The organism is Enterobacter sp. JUb54, from assembly GCF_014298075.1.
Taxonomy (GTDB): Bacteria; Pseudomonadota; Gammaproteobacteria; order Enterobacterales; family Enterobacteriaceae; genus Klebsiella; species Klebsiella lignicola.
Map to the genome: position 1 here is coordinate 669,858 of NZ_CP060418.1, position 18,033 is coordinate 687,890.

Annotated in this window: 19 protein-coding genes; 12 read left to right on the forward strand and 7 right to left on the reverse strand. The window is 53.2% G+C overall.

Features of this window, described 5'->3' with window-relative positions:
- Positions 1-24: 24 nt before the first annotated feature.
- From HF679_RS03000 to htpX, 4 genes are all read left to right on the forward strand, one after another.
- Entirely contained in the window at positions 25-522 is a 498-nt protein-coding gene (locus HF679_RS03000; protein WP_123754879.1) for a GAF domain-containing protein, read from the forward strand.
- Between the two features lie 97 nt (positions 523-619).
- Positions 620-1,297 (forward strand): RNA chaperone ProQ, encoded by a 678-nt coding sequence (gene proQ / locus HF679_RS03005; protein ID WP_123754878.1) that lies wholly within the window; start codon positions 620-622, stop codon positions 1,295-1,297.
- 19 nt (positions 1,298-1,316) lie between these two features.
- Positions 1,317-3,365: a carboxy terminal-processing peptidase gene (gene prc, locus HF679_RS03010; protein ID WP_123754877.1), complete on the forward strand. Its 2,049-nt coding sequence runs from the start codon at positions 1,317-1,319 to the stop codon at positions 3,363-3,365.
- 236 nt (positions 3,366-3,601) lie between these two features.
- Entirely contained in the window at positions 3,602-4,483 is an 882-nt protein-coding gene (gene htpX, locus HF679_RS03015; RefSeq protein WP_123754876.1) for a protease HtpX, read from the forward strand.
- A gap of 67 nt (positions 4,484-4,550) precedes the next feature.
- Here htpX and HF679_RS03020 read toward each other — a convergent pair whose 3' ends face one another.
- Positions 4,551-5,924, reverse strand: a complete 1,374-nt coding sequence (locus HF679_RS03020; protein WP_123754875.1) for an MFS transporter — start codon at positions 5,922-5,924, stop codon at positions 4,551-4,553.
- Between the two features lie 179 nt (positions 5,925-6,103).
- Between HF679_RS03020 and kdgR the strand changes: the two genes are divergently transcribed.
- Positions 6,104-6,895: a DNA-binding transcriptional regulator KdgR gene (kdgR, locus tag HF679_RS03025; RefSeq protein ID WP_123754874.1), complete on the forward strand. Its 792-nt coding sequence runs from the start codon at positions 6,104-6,106 to the stop codon at positions 6,893-6,895.
- Between the two features lie 64 nt (positions 6,896-6,959).
- Here the strand turns inward: kdgR and HF679_RS03030 are convergent, their stop codons facing one another.
- Positions 6,960-7,199, reverse strand: coding sequence for a YobH family protein (locus HF679_RS03030; protein WP_123754873.1), 240 nt, complete (start codon positions 7,197-7,199; stop codon positions 6,960-6,962).
- Between the two features lie 284 nt (positions 7,200-7,483).
- On the opposite strand from HF679_RS03030, the gene mgrB reads away from it, so the two are divergent.
- The 6 genes from mgrB (at position 7,484) to rlmA (ending at position 11,783) form a co-directional block, all read left to right on the forward strand.
- A complete protein-coding gene (gene mgrB / locus HF679_RS03035) occupies positions 7,484-7,627 on the forward strand; it encodes a PhoP/PhoQ regulator MgrB (protein ID WP_041146201.1) in 144 nt (47 codons plus the stop codon).
- Between the two features lie 74 nt (positions 7,628-7,701).
- Entirely contained in the window at positions 7,702-7,986 is a 285-nt protein-coding gene (locus HF679_RS03040; protein WP_123754872.1) for a YebO family protein, read from the forward strand.
- Between the two features lie 635 nt (positions 7,987-8,621).
- Positions 8,622-8,768, forward strand: coding sequence for a DUF2627 domain-containing protein (locus tag HF679_RS03045; protein ID WP_154144708.1), 147 nt, complete (start codon positions 8,622-8,624; stop codon positions 8,766-8,768).
- 12 nt (positions 8,769-8,780) lie between these two features.
- On the forward strand, positions 8,781-8,990 hold the full coding sequence (gene cspE, locus HF679_RS03050) for a transcription antiterminator/RNA stability regulator CspE (protein ID WP_001062678.1): 210 nt from the start codon (positions 8,781-8,783) through the stop codon (positions 8,988-8,990).
- A 188-nt stretch (positions 8,991-9,178) separates the two neighbouring features.
- Positions 9,179-10,927 carry a peptidoglycan glycosyltransferase FtsI gene (gene ftsI / locus HF679_RS03055; protein WP_154144711.1) on the forward strand — a complete coding sequence of 583 codons (1,749 nt, stop codon included), beginning with the start codon at positions 9,179-9,181 and terminating at the stop codon, positions 10,925-10,927.
- 61 nt (positions 10,928-10,988) lie between these two features.
- A complete protein-coding gene (rlmA, locus tag HF679_RS03060) occupies positions 10,989-11,783 on the forward strand; it encodes a 23S rRNA (guanine(745)-N(1))-methyltransferase (RefSeq protein ID WP_123754871.1) in 795 nt (264 codons plus the stop codon).
- 3 nt (positions 11,784-11,786) lie between these two features.
- Here rlmA and mntP read toward each other — a convergent pair whose 3' ends face one another.
- The 5 genes from mntP to manX form a co-directional block, all read right to left on the reverse strand.
- Positions 11,787-12,353: a manganese efflux pump MntP gene (gene mntP, locus HF679_RS03065; RefSeq protein WP_154144713.1), complete on the reverse strand. Its 567-nt coding sequence runs from the start codon at positions 12,351-12,353 to the stop codon at positions 11,787-11,789.
- 425 nt (positions 12,354-12,778) lie between these two features.
- Positions 12,779-13,237 (reverse strand): DUF986 family protein, encoded by a 459-nt coding sequence (locus tag HF679_RS03070; RefSeq protein ID WP_154144715.1) that lies wholly within the window; start codon positions 13,235-13,237, stop codon positions 12,779-12,781.
- 55 nt (positions 13,238-13,292) lie between these two features.
- Entirely contained in the window at positions 13,293-14,144 is an 852-nt protein-coding gene (locus tag HF679_RS03075; RefSeq protein WP_123754868.1) for a PTS mannose transporter subunit IID, read from the reverse strand.
- 12 nt (positions 14,145-14,156) lie between these two features.
- The gene (manY, locus tag HF679_RS03080; protein ID WP_123754867.1) at positions 14,157-14,957 is read right to left on the reverse strand and encodes a PTS mannose transporter subunit IIC; all 801 of its coding nucleotides are present in this window, start codon (positions 14,955-14,957) and stop codon (positions 14,157-14,159) included.
- Positions 14,958-15,013: 56 nt separating this feature from the next.
- Positions 15,014-15,985: a PTS mannose transporter subunit IIAB gene (gene manX, locus HF679_RS03085; RefSeq protein WP_123754866.1), complete on the reverse strand. Its 972-nt coding sequence runs from the start codon at positions 15,983-15,985 to the stop codon at positions 15,014-15,016.
- Between the two features lie 447 nt (positions 15,986-16,432).
- Here manX and yoaE point away from each other — a divergent pair, with 447 nt between their 5' ends.
- Positions 16,433-17,992 carry a CNNM family cation transport protein YoaE gene (gene yoaE, locus HF679_RS03090; RefSeq protein ID WP_123754865.1) on the forward strand — a complete coding sequence of 520 codons (1,560 nt, stop codon included), beginning with the start codon at positions 16,433-16,435 and terminating at the stop codon, positions 17,990-17,992.
- Positions 17,993-18,033: the final 41 nt, after the last annotated feature.

An 18,033-nucleotide genomic window follows, 5' to 3' on the forward strand; every position in this document is an offset into this window, starting at 1 on the left:
GTAAGACAACTAAGTGATTACATAATGAACAAAACAGAATTTTACGCGGATCTTAACCGTGACTTTCAGGCATTAATGGCAGGTGAAACCAGTTTTCTGGCGATGATCTCTAATACCAGCGCGCTGTTGTTTGAGCGCCTGACTGAGGTCAACTGGGCAGGCTTCTACCTGCTTGAAGACGATACGCTGGTGTTGGGCCCATTCCAGGGCAAGCTGGCGTGCGTGCGGATCCCGGTCGGACGTGGGGTTTGCGGTGCAGCTGTTGCGCAAAACCGCGTACAGCGTGTGGAAGATGTCCACGCCTTCGACGGGCACATTGCCTGTGATGCCGCCAGCAATTCGGAAATCGTTTTTCCTTTGCAGGTGAACAACCAGATTATTGGCGTTCTGGATATCGACAGTACCGCGTACGGCCGCTTCACTGCTGAAGATGAGCAGGGGCTGGCTGAACTGGTCGCGCATCTGGAAAAACTCATTTCTGCGACCGACTACCAAAAAATATTTGCCCGCGTCGCAGGATAATCAACGGATAACGTAGCATTTAGCGATGGCGTCATTATAATGTCGCCTGTTCATGCCTGCGGCTTGTTGGCTACGTCCGTTGTAATCAGGAAATTTCATGGAAAATCAACCTAAGTTGAATAGCAGTAAAGAAGTTATCGCGTTTCTGGCCGAACGTTTCCCTCAGTGTTTTAGCGCTGAAGGCGAAGCTCGCCCCCTGAAAGTCGGTATTTTTCAGGATCTTGTTGAGCGTGTTGGGGGGGAGATGAATCTCAGTAAAACCCAACTTCGTGCCGCTTTACGTCTTTATACTTCGAGCTGGCGTTATCTGTACGGCGTTAAACCAGGCGCTATCCGCGTTGACCTTGATGGCAACCCGTGTGGTGAACTGGAAGAGCAGCATGTTGCTCATGCCCGTCAGCAGCTCGAAGAAGCAAAAGCTCGCGTCCAGGCGCAGCGCGCAAGCCAGCAGGCTAAAAAGCGCGAAGCCGCCGCTGCTGCAGGTCAGCAGGAAGAGGGTGCGCGTCGCGAGCGTAAGCCACGTCCTCAGGTTCGCCGCAAAGAAGGCACCGAACAGCGTAAGCCGCGTCCTGCCGTTGCGAAAGCACCGCGTGAAGAGCCGCGTCTGACTCCAGTCTCAGATCTGACCGCGTTAAGCGTGGGTCAGGCGCTGAAGGTGAAAGCAGGCAACAACGCGATGGACGCCACCGTTCTGGAAATCACCAAAGATGGCGTTCGTGTACAGCTGACTTCTGGTTTGTCAATGATTGTACGCGCAGAACACCTGGTGTTCTGAAACGGAGGCCGGGCCAGGCATGAACAAACTCTTTAAGCTCACCGCGCTTGCGGGCCTGCTAGCAATAGCAGGCCATGCGTTCGCCGTGGACGATATTACCCGAGTCGATCAAATACCGGTGCTGAAAGAAGAGCCGCAGCACGCGACGGTGAGTGAACGTGTCACTTCCCGCTTTACGCGTTCTCACTACCGGCAGTTTGATCTCGACAACGCCTTCTCGGCAAAAATTTTCGATCGTTATCTGAACCTGCTGGACTACAGCCACAACGTGCTGTTGGCCAGCGATATTGCTCAGTTTTCGGCAAAGAAAAATCAAATCGGCGATGAACTGCGCACCGGAAAGCTGGACGTATTCTACGACCTGTATAACCTGGGGCAGAAGCGTCGTTTTGAGCGTTATCAGTACGCGCTGAAGGTGCTGGAACGTCCGATGGACTTCACCGGCAACGATAGCTTCAATCTTGACCGCAGCAAATCGCCCTGGCCGAAAGACGAAGCTGAGCTGAATGCGCTGTGGGACGCCAAAGTGAAGTTTGACCAGCTGAGCCTGAAGCTCACTGGCAAAGATGACAAAGAGATCCGCGAGACCTTAACGCGCCGTTATAAATTTGCGATTCGCCGCCTGGCGCAATCCAACAGCGAAGATGTGTTCTCGCTGGTGATGACCGCGTTTGCCCGCGAAATCGACCCGCACACCAACTATCTGTCACCGCGTAATACTGAGCAGTTCAACACCGAAATGAGCCTGTCGTTAGAGGGGATCGGTGCGGTATTGCAGATGGACGACGACTATACGGTGATCAACTCGCTGGTGGCCGGCGGCCCTGCGGCGAAGAGTAAGTCAATTAGCGTTGGCGATCGTATTGTTGGTGTCGGCCAGTCTGGAAAAGGCATGGTCGATGTTATCGGCTGGCGTCTGGATGACGTGGTTGCCCTGATTAAAGGGCCGAAGGGCAGCAAGGTTCGCCTTGAAGTTCTGCCGGCTGGCAAGGGCGCAAAAACCCGCATCGTGACGTTGACCCGTGAGCGGATTCGCCTTGAAGACCGCGCGGTGAAAATGTCGGTGAAAACCGTCGGTAAAGAAAAAGTCGGCGTGCTGGACATTCCTGGCTTCTATGTTGGTCTGACGGACGATGTGAAAGTTCAGCTGCAGAAGCTGGAGAAGCAGAACGTCAGTAGCGTGGTTATCGACCTGCGCAGCAATGGCGGTGGGGCACTGACCGAAGCGGTTTCGCTTTCTGGTCTGTTCATTCCGTCAGGGCCGGTAGTCCAGGTGCGTGATAACAACGGCAAAGTGCGCGAAGACAGCGACACCGATGGCGTGGTCTATTACAAAGGTCCGCTGGTGGTGCTGGTTGACCGTTTCAGTGCTTCCGCGTCTGAAATTTTCGCCGCCGCTATGCAGGATTATGGCCGCGGGCTGATCGTTGGCGAGCCGACCTTCGGTAAAGGCACCGTTCAGCAGTATCGCTCTCTGAACCGTATTTACGATCAGATGCTGCGTCCTGACTGGCCTGCGCTGGGTTCGGTACAGTACACCATCCAGAAGTTCTACCGCATCAACGGCGGCAGTACTCAGCGTAAAGGTGTGACGCCGGACATCATGATGCCAACCGGTACCGAAGATCGTGAAACCGGCGAGCAGTATGAAGATAACGCCCTGCCGTGGGATAGCGTGAATGCCGCGACCTACGTGAAATCCGGTGATTTGCAGCCTTTCGACCCGGAGCTGCTGAAGCTGCATGATGCACGCATTGCCAAAGATCCGGAATTCCAGTACATCATGAAGGATATTGCCCGCTATAACGCAATGAAAGATAAGCGTTATATCGTCTCTCTGAATTACGCCCAGCGTGAGAAAGAGAACGAAGAAGACGATGCGACCCGCCTGGCGCGGATCAATGACCGTCTGAAGCGTGAAGGCAAACCGGCGCTGAAGAAACTGGACGATCTGCCGAAAGATTACCAGGAGCCGGATCCGTATCTCGATGAAACGGTCCACATCGCGATCGACCTTGCGCACCTTGAGAAAGCGCAGCCGGCGGTAGAGCCACCGGTAGCGAAATAAGTACCCAACGGGCACAAATCATGTGCCCGTTTTCTTTTCTGCTTCCCGCCGGTTATTCCCTCGTCGAATATACAAAATGTCAACAAGCTGTGCTGGTGTCAGAACAATGCGACAAAATGTAAAGTTGTGTTTTTCTCGTGACTTAGCAGGGGCTGATAGTTGAAAATTAGCCTACTACCCATACGATATGGGTAATCGCATAGTGCGTTTTGTTAAATCGAGGTTAAAAGAAAATTATGATGCGAATCGCGCTTTTCCTGATGACCAACCTGGCAGTTATGGTGGTGTTCGGGCTGGTGCTAAGCCTGACGGGAATTCAGTCAAGCAGCATGACCGGATTACTGATCATGGCGCTGCTTTTTGGTTTTGGTGGCTCGATCGTTTCGCTGATGATGTCGAAATGGATGGCGCTGAAATCAGTGGGTGGGGAAGTGATTGAGCAGCCGCGTAACGAAACCGAACGCTGGCTGATGAATACCGTCTCGCAGCAAGCGCAGCAGGCGGGGATCGGTATGCCGCAGGTCGCTATTTACCATGCGCCGGACATCAATGCTTTCGCGACCGGTGCGCGCCGTGATGCGTCGCTGGTGGCCGTCAGTACCGGACTGCTGCAAAACATGAGCCGTGACGAAGCCGAAGCCGTTATCGCTCACGAAATCAGCCATATCGCCAACGGTGACATGGTGACCATGACCCTGATCCAGGGTGTGGTGAACACCTTCGTTATCTTTATCTCGCGCGTCATCGCGCAGATTGCGGCCGGATTCCTTGGCGGCAACCGTGATGACAGCGAAAGCAGTAACGGCAACCCGCTGATTTACTTCGCGGTGGCGACGGTGCTGGAACTGGTGTTTGGTATTCTGGCGAGCATTATTACCATGTGGTTCTCGCGTCATCGTGAATTCCACGCCGATGCTGGCTCTGCGAAGCTGGTTGGCCGTGAGAAAATGATTGCGGCGCTGCAGCGTCTGAAAACCAGCTACGAGCCGCAGGAAGCCAGCAGCATGATGGCGTTCTGCATTAACGGTAAAGCGAAGTCTATGAGCGAACTGTTCATGACTCACCCGCCGTTGGATAAGCGTATCGAAGCGCTGCGTAGCGGTGAATACCTGAAGTAACACTGTACTTGCAGACAAAAACGCGGCCTCCGGGCCGCGTTTTTTTATGCCGCACGAACGCCGTCGATCAGGACTCAGGACGAGGCTGAGTGACCCGAAGTCCGCTGACGGCGGCGGCCATCACCGCCAGTCCGCCGGCCAGCAGCAATGCACTGTGGGTGCCGCTGTTGCCTTGTAAATTCAGGAACAGTGCAACCAAAGCCGCGCCGGCACTTTGCCCCAGCAAACGCGCGGTCCCTAACATGCCGCTGGCGCCGCCGCTGCGATGGCGAGGGGCGGAAGAGACAATAGTGTGGTTATTCGGCGACTGGAACAGACCAAAACCGGCACCGCACAGCGCCATGCGCCAGATAATATCCAGGTCAGAGGGCGAGGCGGGCAACAGCGCCAGACCAAACAGGCCACCGGCCATTACCAGCAAGCCGACCGCGCCAAGTAATCCCGCATGGACTTTCTCAATCAGATAACCTGCCAGCGGCGCCATCACCATCGTGGCTAGAGGCCACGGCGTCAGCAATAGCCCGGTTTCCACTTCGCTACGCCCCAGCATTGACTGCAGGAAGAAGGGCAGGGAGACCAACGCCAGCATTTGCGCGCAGAACGAGCAAATTGAGGTGCAGATAGAGAGTGAAAACAGCGGGATCCGCAGCAGATCTATCGGTAACAGCGGCACCGGCATTTGCAGCTGGCGGCGGACAAAAAAGAAGCCGATCACGATGACCGCGGCCACTTCAGCCAGCACCAGTTGACCGGACTGACCTTGCGCAAAGCCGCCGAGGGCGGTAATCAGCAGGCCAAAAGTCAGCGCATTCATAATGGCGCTGGGAAGGTCGAAGCGGGTGATCTTACTCCGCCCGGTGTTGGGGGGCAGAAAACGCATGGCGAGGAGCAGCGACACAATCCCCAGCGGAATATTAATCAAAAACAGCCATTGCCAGGAGGCGACTGAGAGGATCGCGGCAGCAATTGTCGGACCTGCCGCCGATGACACCGCCACCACGAATGAGTTAATCCCCATCCCGCGCCCGAGGAAACGCTGGGGGAAGATAAGGCGGATCAGCGCTGTATTCACGCTCATCAACGCCGCGCCGCCAAGACCCTGAGCGACGCGGGCGAGGGTCAGCATCTCCAGGCTACGGGAGAGGGCGCAGGCTAACGAGGTCAGGGTAAAAAGCGCCAGGCCGATTTTGTAGACCCGACGGTAGCCAAACATGTCGCCCAGAAAGGAGAGCGGCAGCAGAGCGATGACGATGGCTATCTGGTAAGCGTTGACTATCCATATCGATGCCGCGGGGGAGGCATTCAGGTCCGTTGCAATGGTCGGCAGCGCGACGTTGGCTATCGCGCCGTCGAGGACCGCCATGGCCAACCCCAAAATGATGGTCAGGATGGCGCCATGGCGCTGGGGCGTCGGCAGGCCATCAGAAATATTTTTATCCATGTCAAATATGTGTCTTTAAGGGGGTATTATTCTATGGATAATAATTTTAGCATTGATTATTCGGTTGTATGTCGCAGATTTGTAACGAATGGGCAGAAGATCGATTGCGGGGGCGCTGATGCGAATTTATAATAAAAACCGGTTCTAATTTTTATAAAACAGTTACGATGAGGTGATAAATGGCAGTTGCAGATTTGGATAAACAGCCAGATTCTGTCTCTTCGGTATTGAAGGTTTTTGGCATTCTGCAGGCGCTTGGTGAAGAGCGTGAAATTGGCATTACCGAACTGTCCCAGCGCGTCATGATGTCAAAAAGCACCGTTTATCGCTTTTTGCAGACCATGAAATCGCTGGGCTATGTGGCTCAGGAAGGCGAATCGGAGAAATACTCTCTGACCCTGAAGCTATTTGAGTTGGGTGCCCGTGCGCTGCAAAACGTCGACCTGATCCGCAGTGCCGACATTCAGATGCGTGAACTTTCACGCCTGACGAAAGAGACTGTCCACCTGGGCGCGCTGGATGAAGACAGCATTGTCTATATCCACAAAATTGACTCAATGTACAATCTGCGTATGTACTCGCGCGTTGGCCGTCGCAACCCACTGTACAGTACCGCTATCGGTAAAGTGCTGCTGGCGTGGCGCGATCGCGCAGAAGTCGAGCAAATTCTGGAAGGCGTTGAGTACAAGCGCAGCACCGACCGTACCATTACCAGCACGGAAGAGCTGATTGGGGTACTGGAGCAGGTGCGTCAGCAGGGTTATGGCGAAGACAACGAAGAGCAGGAAGAAGGACTGCGCTGCATCGGCGTACCGGTATTCGACCGCTTTGGCGTGGTGATTGCCGGCCTGAGTATCTCATTCCCGACGCTGCGCTTCTCTGAAGAGCGTCTGCACGAGTATGTTGAGATGCTGCACACCGCGGCGCGCAAAATTTCAGAACAGATGGGATACAACGACTATCCATTCTGATGTGAATGGCCGTCGGGTTTACCGGCAACAGCAGGCGTCACGCTTCTGCTGTTGCCGGAATGCGTTAGCCTTTGTCGATGACCGTTTCACTTTTGCGTAAAACCGGGCAATCGGTTAGCCCGATAATTCCGCTGTCGGAGTGCACGTATTGCGCGGTGCTGGTGCCGCGAGCGGTCAGGTATTTACACTGAAGCCCCAGTCCTGCGGCGTTCTCATTACTGCCTATCAAAATCCCATAACCGCTTAACAGAATACCAATCCACACGATGGCCAGTACTACAATGGAACGAATGATTAATCGCATTGTTGCCTCATTGTTTGCATTATTCTCAAGGTTTTATTCCCTAAATAATTCAAGTTGCATAAAGGCGGCAAGGCCGTAAATCCCCAGGAGCTTACACCGGTAAGTGACTGGGGTGAGCGGGTGCAGCCAACACATATGCAGCTTGAAGTATGCCGGGTATATTGACAGTTACATGCCTTGAAACAAGTCTATGATTCCTAAACTTACCTTTCGTATTACAGTTAGTCACGGTTTAAGATGCGCATGTTATCCTGGAAACATCTGATACTGATGCGGAGAGTGGAGTGAAAAAATTACGCTGGGTTTTGCTGATCGTCGTCATAGCCGGTTGCTTATTGCTATGGACTCAGATGCTTAACGTAATGTGCGATCAAGATGTACAATTTTTCAGCGGCATCTGCACCATCAACAAATTTATCCCCTGGTAAGACATTTTTATTACGACGGATTTTCTTCTGCTCTGCGAGTGGTAGAATAAACGCCTTCTCTTTGAGGTGGTGAAATGAGTGAGTTACTAAATCCTGGGATCTTAAATCTGGCTTCACTGGCGCTTTCCATCGTGCTGGTGCTTGTTGGTTTGTTGTTGTGGTTTTTTGTTAATCGCGCAAGTTCGCGCACCAATGAGCAGATTGAACTGCTGCAGGCGTTACTGGACCAGCAAAAGCGGCAAAATGTGCTGCTGCGTCGTCTCTGTGAAGCCAATGAACCTGAGAAGGAAGAGGTTGCCAACGCATCAGTGGCAGAAAAAGACGGGGATGACTTCATCCGTCTGGTCGCTGAACGGTAACACGCTGACAGGTGTGCACCGCCCGGTGTGCACCTGGATTAACCCATCACGCTATAACTTTTTCTTATCTTTTTTCTGACTCCGATCGCCCAATTCTTGTGCGTTAATGTGGACTGGATCTCAATTCTTCCTGCCAGTGTCACGGCTTTTTAGTAAATCAAATAAAGTAATAACAATATGTTTTAATTACCTGATGGACAATTCTGTCATTAATACTTCATGTTTAAATAGTATTATCCATAATATTCATACTGTGACCGCTGCGTCGGTTTTATATCACCATACAGGCTCCATTTAAGACAATATTCAACTATCGATATACACCAGCATGTGCATCATTATGCGCATGATTTTGCACATCCGAACCCAGGACACCGCGCATATGCCGGCGTGTTGAACCGACAGAAGTTGTTGAGCAATGGTAAAAAAGTTGCAATCTTTGCGCGCATTATCTGGGCCAGAGCGGGGCGCTGACGAGTACTGTCCGCAGCAGTTAAGGACGCATAAATGTGCAGGTGATCAAATGATTCCCTTATAATCTGTGCGAAGGATCGAGACACCTTTAAAAATGGCTTGCCATTATTTACGTTGTATGTGATAACACGTTTCGGGTTAAACGAGGTACAGTTCTGTTTATGTGTGGCATTTTCAGTAAAGAAGTCCTGAGTAAACACGTTGTCGTTGAATACTGCTTCTCTGCCGAACCTTATATTAGTGCCTCATGCAGTAGTGTGTCAGAGTTTTATCTATGTAAGCGCCGATGGGCGAAGAAAACAGTCTAAGGAATTTTGCAAATGGCAAAGATTAAAGGTCAGGTTAAGTGGTTCAACGAGTCTAAAGGTTTTGGTTTCATTACTCCGGCTGATGGCAGCAAAGATGTGTTCGTACACTTCTCCGCTATCCAGGGTAATGGTTTCAAAACTCTGGCTGAAGGCCAGAACGTTGAGTTCGAAATTCAGGACGGCCAGAAAGGTCCGGCAGCAGTTAACGTTACTGCTATCTGATTCAAGACCACTCATCTTGTAAGAAAAGCCTCGCCTCTGCGGGGCTTTTTAGTATTTATTGCAAAACATTTCCATTCTCCCTCCTTTGTCGCGCCTTGTTGCAAAACATCACCGTTATTCGCACTGTTTCGCATCCTGATTTGGTGATTTCCTGTTAAATCAGGTGGTTGCAAAATAATGCTGGAGCTATGGTGCCAAAGAATAAAAATCAGTCAGCCGCGCATTTCACCCCGGTCCGTTTTGGATTGTTGTGCGTAGCGATTTTGGGTTGTCTCGGATTCCTGTTAGGCCGCGTGGCCTGGCTGCAAATCATTTCACCAGATAACCTGGTTAAACAAGAAGATATGCGCTCGTTACGGGAAGAACCCATTGACGTTCAGCGTGGCACCATCAGCGATCGTGAAAACCGTCCGCTGGCAGTCAGCGTCCCGGTCAGCGCCATCTGGGCCGACCCGCAGACGATGATGGAGAAGGGCGGCGTTGGCTATGGTCCGCGCTGGCAGGCGATGGCGGAGGCGCTACACCTTAACCTGGGGGACCTGGCCAAACGCATCGAAGCTCATCCTCACATGCGTTTTATCTACCTGGCTCGCCAGGTCAATCCGGAACAGGCCGAATGGATCGATAAACTCCATCTGCCGGGGATTAACCTGCGCGATGAGTCGCGGCGGTTTTATCCGGCAGGGCACGTGGCGGCCAACCTGCTGGGATTCACCAATATTGATAACCAGGGCATTGAAGGGGTTGAGAAGAGTTTCAACAGTCAGCTGACGGGGAAAGCCGGGCGGCGGCTGGTGCGTAAAGACCGTCATGGCCACGTGATCGAAAATATCACCGAGGTGCCGGCGGTGCCGGCGCACACCATTCAGTTAAGTATTGATGAGCGCCTGCAAACGGTGACGGAAGATGCGCTGGATAATGCCGTGAAGTGGAATAAGGCCGAGTCTGGCGCCGCGGTGCTGATTAAAATCGACACCGGGGAAATTCTGTCGATGGCCAGCTATCCGGATTTCAACCCTAACAACCGTGATGACGCGAAACTGGATGATTTCCGCAATCGGGCCATCAGTGACACCTTTGAACCCGGATCGACGGTTAAGCCGCTGGTGGTCATGACGGCTCTCCAGCAGGGGATCGTGCAGCCGGACAGCGTGGTCGACACCCACCCGTTTGTGCTGGATGGCCACCGGATCCGCGATGTAGGCTATTACCCGGAGCTGACGTTGACCGGCATCCTGCAGAAATCCAGCGATACCGGGGTCTCGCACCTTTCACTGGCGATGCCGGTTCAGCATCTTCTCGATACCTACAAAGCGTTTGGGTTTGGCGATCCGACCGGCCTGGGCCTCACCGGCGAAAGTTCGGGCCTGATGCCGCAGCGTCGCTATTGGGGACAGCTTGACCGGGCGACCTTTGCGTTTGGCTATGGCCTGATGGTTACGCCGCTCCAGCTGGCGCACGTCTATGCCACCATCGGTGGTTTTGGCATCGAGCGCCCATTATCGATAACCCGAATCGACCCGCCGGTGATCGGCACCCGCGTGATGCCGGAACCGATCGTGCATGAAGTGGAGCACATGATGGAGAGCGTGGCTCTGCCTGGCGGCGGTGGGACCAAGGCGGCAGTTCGTGATTACCGTATTGCGGTAAAAACCGGGACGGCGAAAAAAATCGGCCCGGACGGCAAATACATCGACAAATATATTGCCTATACGGCAGGGGTCGCTCCCGCCAGCCACCCGCAGTTCGCGCTGGTGGTGGTGATAAACGACCCCAGCAACGGGGCCTATTATGGCGGAGCTGTTTCCGCACCGGTATTCAGCCAGATCATGGGCGATGTGCTGCGTCTGGAAAATGTCATGCCGGATGGGATGCCGCAGGGGTCAGAGAATCTTATCGTGATGCACAACGGAGAAGCCGCGCCGCCTGCGTTGTAACAGTGGTCTGAAAGGGCGAATAGCGCTACACTTTCGCCCTTTTAGCGACACCGGAGTTGTTATGTCATACAGTTGCCCGCTTTGCCACGCGCCGCTTGTCCGCCGCGACAACAGTTTTACCTGCCCGCAGCGGCACCAGTTCGATCTGGCGAAAGAGGGGTATGTCAATTTACTGCCGGTGCAGTTCAAACGCTCTCGCGATCCGGGCGATAGCGCCGAGATGATGCAGGCCCGCCGGGCGTTTCTCGACGCCGGTCACTATCAACCCCTGCGCGATGCGATCTGCGAGTTTCTGCGCACCGAGACCCCTGCACGTCTGCTGGATATTGGCTGTGGAGAAGGGTACTACACCCACGCCTTCGCCAGTATTGCCGGGCACTGCTGGGGCCTGGATGTCTCTAAATCAGCCATTCGTGCGGCAGCAAAACGCTACCCGCAGGTGGATTTTTGTGTTGCTTCCAGCCAGCGTCTGCCGTTTGATGATGCCAGCCTTGATGCGGTGGTGCGGATTTATGCCCCCTGCAATGCCCAGGAGCTGGCCCGGGCGATCGTCCCTGGTGGCTGGGTGATTACCGCGACGCCTGGGCCTCGCCATCTGATGGAGCTGAAAGGGCTGATTTATGATGAGGTGCGCCTGCATGAGGAAAATCATGAGGCAATGCCCGGCTTTGTTTTACGTCAGCAGCAACAACTGGCCTATCCGATGCAGCTGAGCGGGCAAGAAGCCGAAGCGTTACTGCAGATGACGCCGTTTGCGTGGCGGGCAAAGCCTGAGGTGCGTGAAACGCTACGAGCGCAGGACATTTTTAGCTGCCAGACGGATTTTATGCTCCACTTCTGGCAGCGCGAGGCCTGAGAATTAGCCGGCGAAGTGGCTCCAGAGAATTTCGCTGCCGATACCAATCAAGACGATACCACCCAGAATCTCGGCCCGTTTGCCAAGCAGCGGGCCGATAAACCGTCCGACCATAATCCCCAGCGTTGACATGATAAGCGTTGCGCAGCCGATCGCGAGGGCGGTGGCAATGATGTTCACCTGCAGGAAAGCCAGGCCCACGCCGACGGCCATTGCATCGAGGCTGGTGGCGAAAGCGGTCACCACCAGCAACCAGAATCCATGACGGAGAGGAGCCTCACAGGCTTCGCTATCGCCTGCGCGGAAACCTTCAATTACCATCCTGCCGCCAAGAAAAATCAGCAGCGCAAAGGCGATCCAGTGGTTCCATTCGAGGACAAACTGGCTGGCGAGCATTCCCATGCCCCAACCAACGAGAGGCGTGAGGGTTTCGATCGCGCCGAAAATCAGTCCGGTGCGTAAGGCTTCAGAAAATTTAGGTTTGTGTAAGGTGGCGCCTTTCCCGATTGAGGCGGCGAAAGCGTCCATGGACATGCCAAAGGCAAGAAGAATCGTGGCAGATAGGTTCATACATGCGTCCTGACCGGGGAAAATCCATATGACACATCACTACCCCCAGTAAACATACGCGACCCGGTAAAGAGGTATGGCGTATAGCGGTGATGTGTCTATGGTCTCGCCTGATCGAACATCTTTTCGACCCGTACGTGCCACGTTTTGCAACGAGTATGTTGACACGTACATTTCCTGGCAGGCAGGAAATCGGCTACTCCCCAACGACGGGCGCAACCTTAACATATTTTTAGAATATAAAACAATAACAGGATTTATTTATTTCGATAACCAAATGATAACGATTTTCATTTGAATTTACAAGTAAATGATTCGTTAATTAATATCGGTGAAGTGGACGAATGAAATATAGCCGGTGCTATATTTCATTCGCTGGAATTGGTTAAAAATTGACGAGATATAGCACGAGTTATATTTTTAACTCATTGAGTTGAAACGAGAAGTTTGTATATCTTCTCAAGGTCATCAATGTTTTTGACCCGAATAAGCAAACGCCGCTGTTCTAATTGCATCACCAGCACGCCATCTTCCGATAAATTCATTTCTTTGATACGGCTATATTCAATCCAGATATTGGCGAAGAAAAAGCCACTGGCTTTGAAGATGATTTTCGGCGTGCGGATCCAGAACAGGTACAAGCCCATCAACGCCAGTGCAGATAATAACCATGTGGTGATTAACGCGCCGTGGTTGGTGATATTGTTGTAAATCAGAATGGCCACCAGGCCGACGAAGATGATCCCATCGACACGACTGCGGCGGAGCAGGGGGATAGTCAGGAGCTGCGGACCGTTGCGCCGCGGCATAATAAACTGGTCATAAATTGCAAACGCCAGCAGAACAAGAATAAACAGAACCAGCACCAGATCCGTGATTGTCATCCATCCTCCGGTAAAAAAAAACCGGGGGCTAAGCCCCCGGCGTACAACAAGATACTTACAGGCCCAGCAGGCCGATAGCATAGCCCACGATACCGATGACGAAGAAGCCAACGATGATCCACAGGGCGTTCACTTTCTTACGCAGCAGCCACATACAGGCGAAGGTCAGCAGCAGCGGAACCAGGCCAGGCATCAGCTGGTCAAGAATGGTCTGCACGGTGGTGACGCGAGTCTGGCCATCCTGACCGGTGATTGTTGATACCACCAGCGGGATATTCACGTGCGTCCACTTGTTAACCAAAGCCCCCATGACAAACAGGCCGAGAATTGACGCCCCCTCGGTCAGTTTCTGCAGGAAGCCGCCGCCCATATCTTTAACGATGTCGATACCTTTACGGTAACCGTATGCCACGCCGTAGTAACGGGTCAGCAGACGTACTGCGTTAAACAGGATGAAGAACAGCAGAGGACCCAGCAGGCTGCCGCTCATCGCGATACCTGCGCCCAGTGCAGCGAATACCGGACGAACGGTACCCCAGAAGATCGGGTCGCCGACGCCGGCCAGCGGCCCCATCAGACCGACTTTGATGCCGTTAATCGCACCATCGTCGATCTCTGCACCGTTAGCACGCTGCTCTTCCATCGCCAGCGTTACGCCAAGAACCGGCGCCGCGACGTATGGATGGGTGTTAAAGAACTCCAGGTGACGTTTAATCGCCTGTTTACGGGCATCGTTGTTCTCCGGGTACAGACGACGAATTGCCGGTACCATTGCGAAGCAGAAGCCCAACGCCTGCATACGTTCAAAGTTCCATGACCCCTGGAACAGGTTAGAACGAATGAACACGCCACGAATATCACTCTGAGTGAGTTTTTTCTCGGTGGTATTTTTAGTCATATCAACCATTTCGCTCACCTGTTAGTCCAGTTCGTTATCGAGATCGTTATTACCAGCAGCCTGCGCTGGCGCACCCGCTACGCGGTTGTATTTCGGGCTCAGCTGGATATAGAGGATAGCCATTACGGTACCGATCACACCCAGAGCAACCAGGTTGAAGTTGGTGAACGCGGCAGTAACGAAGCCCAGGTAGAAGAACGGCATCAGGTAGCCCGCACGCATCATGTTGATGACCATTGCGTAACCGACGACGACGATCATACCGCCCGCGATGTTCAGACCACCGGTAACCACTTCAGGAATCGCATTCAGCAGACCCTGTACTTCGCTGGTGCCGACAGAGATTGCCACGATAACCGCAGGGATAGCGATACGCATTGCCTGCAGGAACAGGGACGACACGTGCAGCCATGAAATCGCTGTCAGGTTGCCGTTTTCGGCGGCCTTATCAGCGGCGTGCTGGAATGCCACGGTAATAGTACGAACGATAATGGTCAGTACCTGGCCTGCTGCTGCCAGCGGGATTGCCAGGGCGATACCGGCGCCAATGCTTTGATGGCCGGCGATAACCAGAACGGTGGATATAATAGATGCCAGTGCCGCATCAGGTGCAACGGCGGCACCGATGTTCATCCAGCCCAGAGCGATCATTTCCAGCGTACCACCGATGATGATACCGGTTTTCATATCGCCGAGAACGGCGCCGATCAGCGTACAAGCGATCAGAGGACGGTGGAACTGAAACTCATCAAGTACCGACTCCATACCCGCAATACACGCGACGATGAACACCAGCACAATCTGAAGAAGGGTAATCTCCATTGTACTTCTCCTGTTGATTAAGTCTTAAGTTGAAAACGGGGACACGACTTGCAAGGTTATTTTGCTACCTTGCTAATCAGGTCCATCATTTTCAGTTTCTGGTCGGTGGAAACTTTACGGACTTCCAGTTCGATACCGCGAGCATTCAGCTTTTTGAATGCTTCAATATCTTTTTCATCGACCGAAACGGCGTTGTTCACCTGCGTTTTACCCTGACGGAAAGCCATACCGCCGATGTTGACGGTGGTGAGTTTCACGCCGCCTTCAACGATACGTTCTACGTCGGTTGGGTTGGTAAACAGCAGCATGACACGATCGCCTGCGTATTTCGGGTTGTTGTAAACGCGGATCATTTTCGCCACATCAACAACGTGGGCAGTGACGCCCGGAGGAGCAACCTGGGTCAGTAACGTCTTACGAACGTTATCGGCCGCGACTTCATCGCTCACGACAATAATGCGGGTGACGTTGGTTTCTTTGGTCCAGCGAGTCGCGACCTGACCATGGATCAGTCGGTCATCGATACGTGCCAGTCCGATAACCATATAGTCATCGGGGCCCATTGGTTTTAACGGCGCTGCCGCTTTCGGTGCTGCTGCCTGAACCGGTGCCGGAGCGGCTTTTTCCACGGTTTTCGCTTTCAGCGCTTTCACGCCTTCACGACCCGTTTCTACTGCCAGCGCCACTAGTTCATCGAAAGAGGGATCGTCGTCACGCGCCATCAGCGTTTCGACCAGCATGGGAATGTTGACGCCGGCAATGACTTCGTACTGTTCTTTATCAACGACAATGCGGCTGGCAGCGTTAAACGGACTGCCTCCCCATGTATCGACGAGGAACAACACGCCTTTCGACGTATCAAGCTTTGCCAGCTGTGCGTTGTACTTCTCGATCAGCGTTTCTGCGTTTTCACCAGGAACGAAATCAATCCAGCCAACGTTTTCCTGCTCGCCCAACAACATTTCTGCTGTTTTTAGCAGTTGTTCTGCAGCCCAACCATGTGTGCCTATTACAATAGCAATCGTCACTTGCTACCTCCTTTATTATCGTGAATGCATCATCTGTGTTGATACATCCTGAATCACTCTTGCGAACAAAATCGATTCAGTAAGGGTGTAAGATCGAAAATATTGACTACCGTGATTTATTTTAGATAGTGAAAAAATAATTAATGTGATGAAGATCCGTAAATCACTCATCTGCAATTAATAATTTCGCAGCGCAAAAAATAGCCTTAGCTATTGCAAAGACTGGTAAAGTTTTTTCCAAACTCTCTGCATTTTTTGCTATGTTTAGCTTCCGTTTAATTACTCAGGAGTATAGGGCATAGCCCGCTGTATGGACCCTCATCGACGTCTTTTCACTTTCTGGCACTATTCTGCCGCGACAACCTGCTACGCTTTTTTACCCGCAACCATTATCTCTGTCGTGCGTGACATCACGATGACTTCGTCTGTCGTCAACTGGAGCAACTCATGGAACTCTTGATGGATCCCTCTATCTGGGTCGGCTTGCTGACGCTGGTCGTACTGGAGATCGTGCTCGGTATCGACAACCTGGTATTTATCGCCATCCTGGCGGATAAGCTGCCACCCAAACAGCGTGATAAAGCACGTTTGATTGGTCTGTCGCTGGCGTTGTTCATGCGACTTGGTCTGCTGTCGGTTATTTCGTGGATGGTGACCCTGACTAAACCGCTGTTTAGCGTCGCCGATTTAACCTTTTCCGGACGCGACCTGATCATGCTGGTCGGGGGGCTGTTCCTGCTGTTTAAGGCCACCACGGAACTGCATGAGCGGCTGGAGAATCGTCAGCACGATGAGGGTCATGGGAAAGGCTATGCCAGCTTCTGGGTGGTGGTACTGCAAATCGTGGTGCTGGATGCGGTCTTCTCGCTGGATGCGGTGATTACAGCCGTTGGTATGGTGAACCACCTACCGGTGATGATGGCGGCGGTAGTGATTGCCATGGCGGTGATGCTGTTGGCATCGAAGCCGTTAACCCGCTTCGTTAACCAGCATCCGACCGTGGTCGTGCTGTGCCTGAGCTTCCTGTTGATGATTGGCCTGAGCCTGGTGGCTGAAGGCTTTGGTTTCCATATTCCGAAAGGCTACCTGTACGCCGCGATTGGCTTCTCGATCACCATCGAGTTCTTCAATCAGATTGCGCGTCGTAACTTTATTCGCCATCAGTCAACGCTGCCGCTGCGTGCACGTACAGCAGATGCAATTTTGCGCCTGATGGGCGGACGTAAACAACACGCCGTGAGCCACGATGGTGATAGCCCGGCGCCGGTTCCGGTGCCTGAAGGGGCGTTTGCCGAAGAAGAACGCTACATGATCAACGGCGTTCTGACCCTGGCTCAGCGTTCGTTGCGCAGCATCATGACCCCGCGCGGTGAAATCAGCTGGGTGGACGTGGAGCAAAGCGAAGAAGAGATTCGTCGCCAGTTGCTCTCCTCGCCACACAGTCTGTTCCCGGTGTGCCGCGGCGAACTGGATGAAATCATTGGTATCGTCCGGGCGAAAGAGATGCTGGTGGCGCTGGAAGCGGGTGAGAATGTCGCGGCGCTGGCCTCGGCTTCACCGGCGATAGTGGTGCCGGAAACGCTGGACCCGATCAACCTGCTGGGTGTACTGCGTCGGGCACGTGGGAGCTTTGTCATCGTCACCAATGAATTTGGTGTGGTGCAAGGTCTGGTGACGCCGCTGGACGTCCTGGAAGCGATTGCCGGTGAATTCCCGGATGCCGATGAAACCCCGGAAATCGTCGCCGATGGCGACGGCTGGTTGATTAAAGGTTCTACGGACCTGCATGCGCTGCAACAGGCGGTGGGGCTGGACGATCTGCTTCATGAAGAGGACGATATCGCGACGGTAGCCGGACTGGTCATTGCCGTAAACGGCCATATCCCGCGCGTTGGCGATGTGGTGGAGCGGGAGCCGCTGCAGTTTACCATCGTGGAAGCGAACAACTATCGTGTCGATCTGGTGCGGGTGATTAAAACCCAGCACGAAAATCACGAAGACGAGTAATCTGCTCTCGGCGTGATGCTGACCGGCCAGTCTCCTCAGGG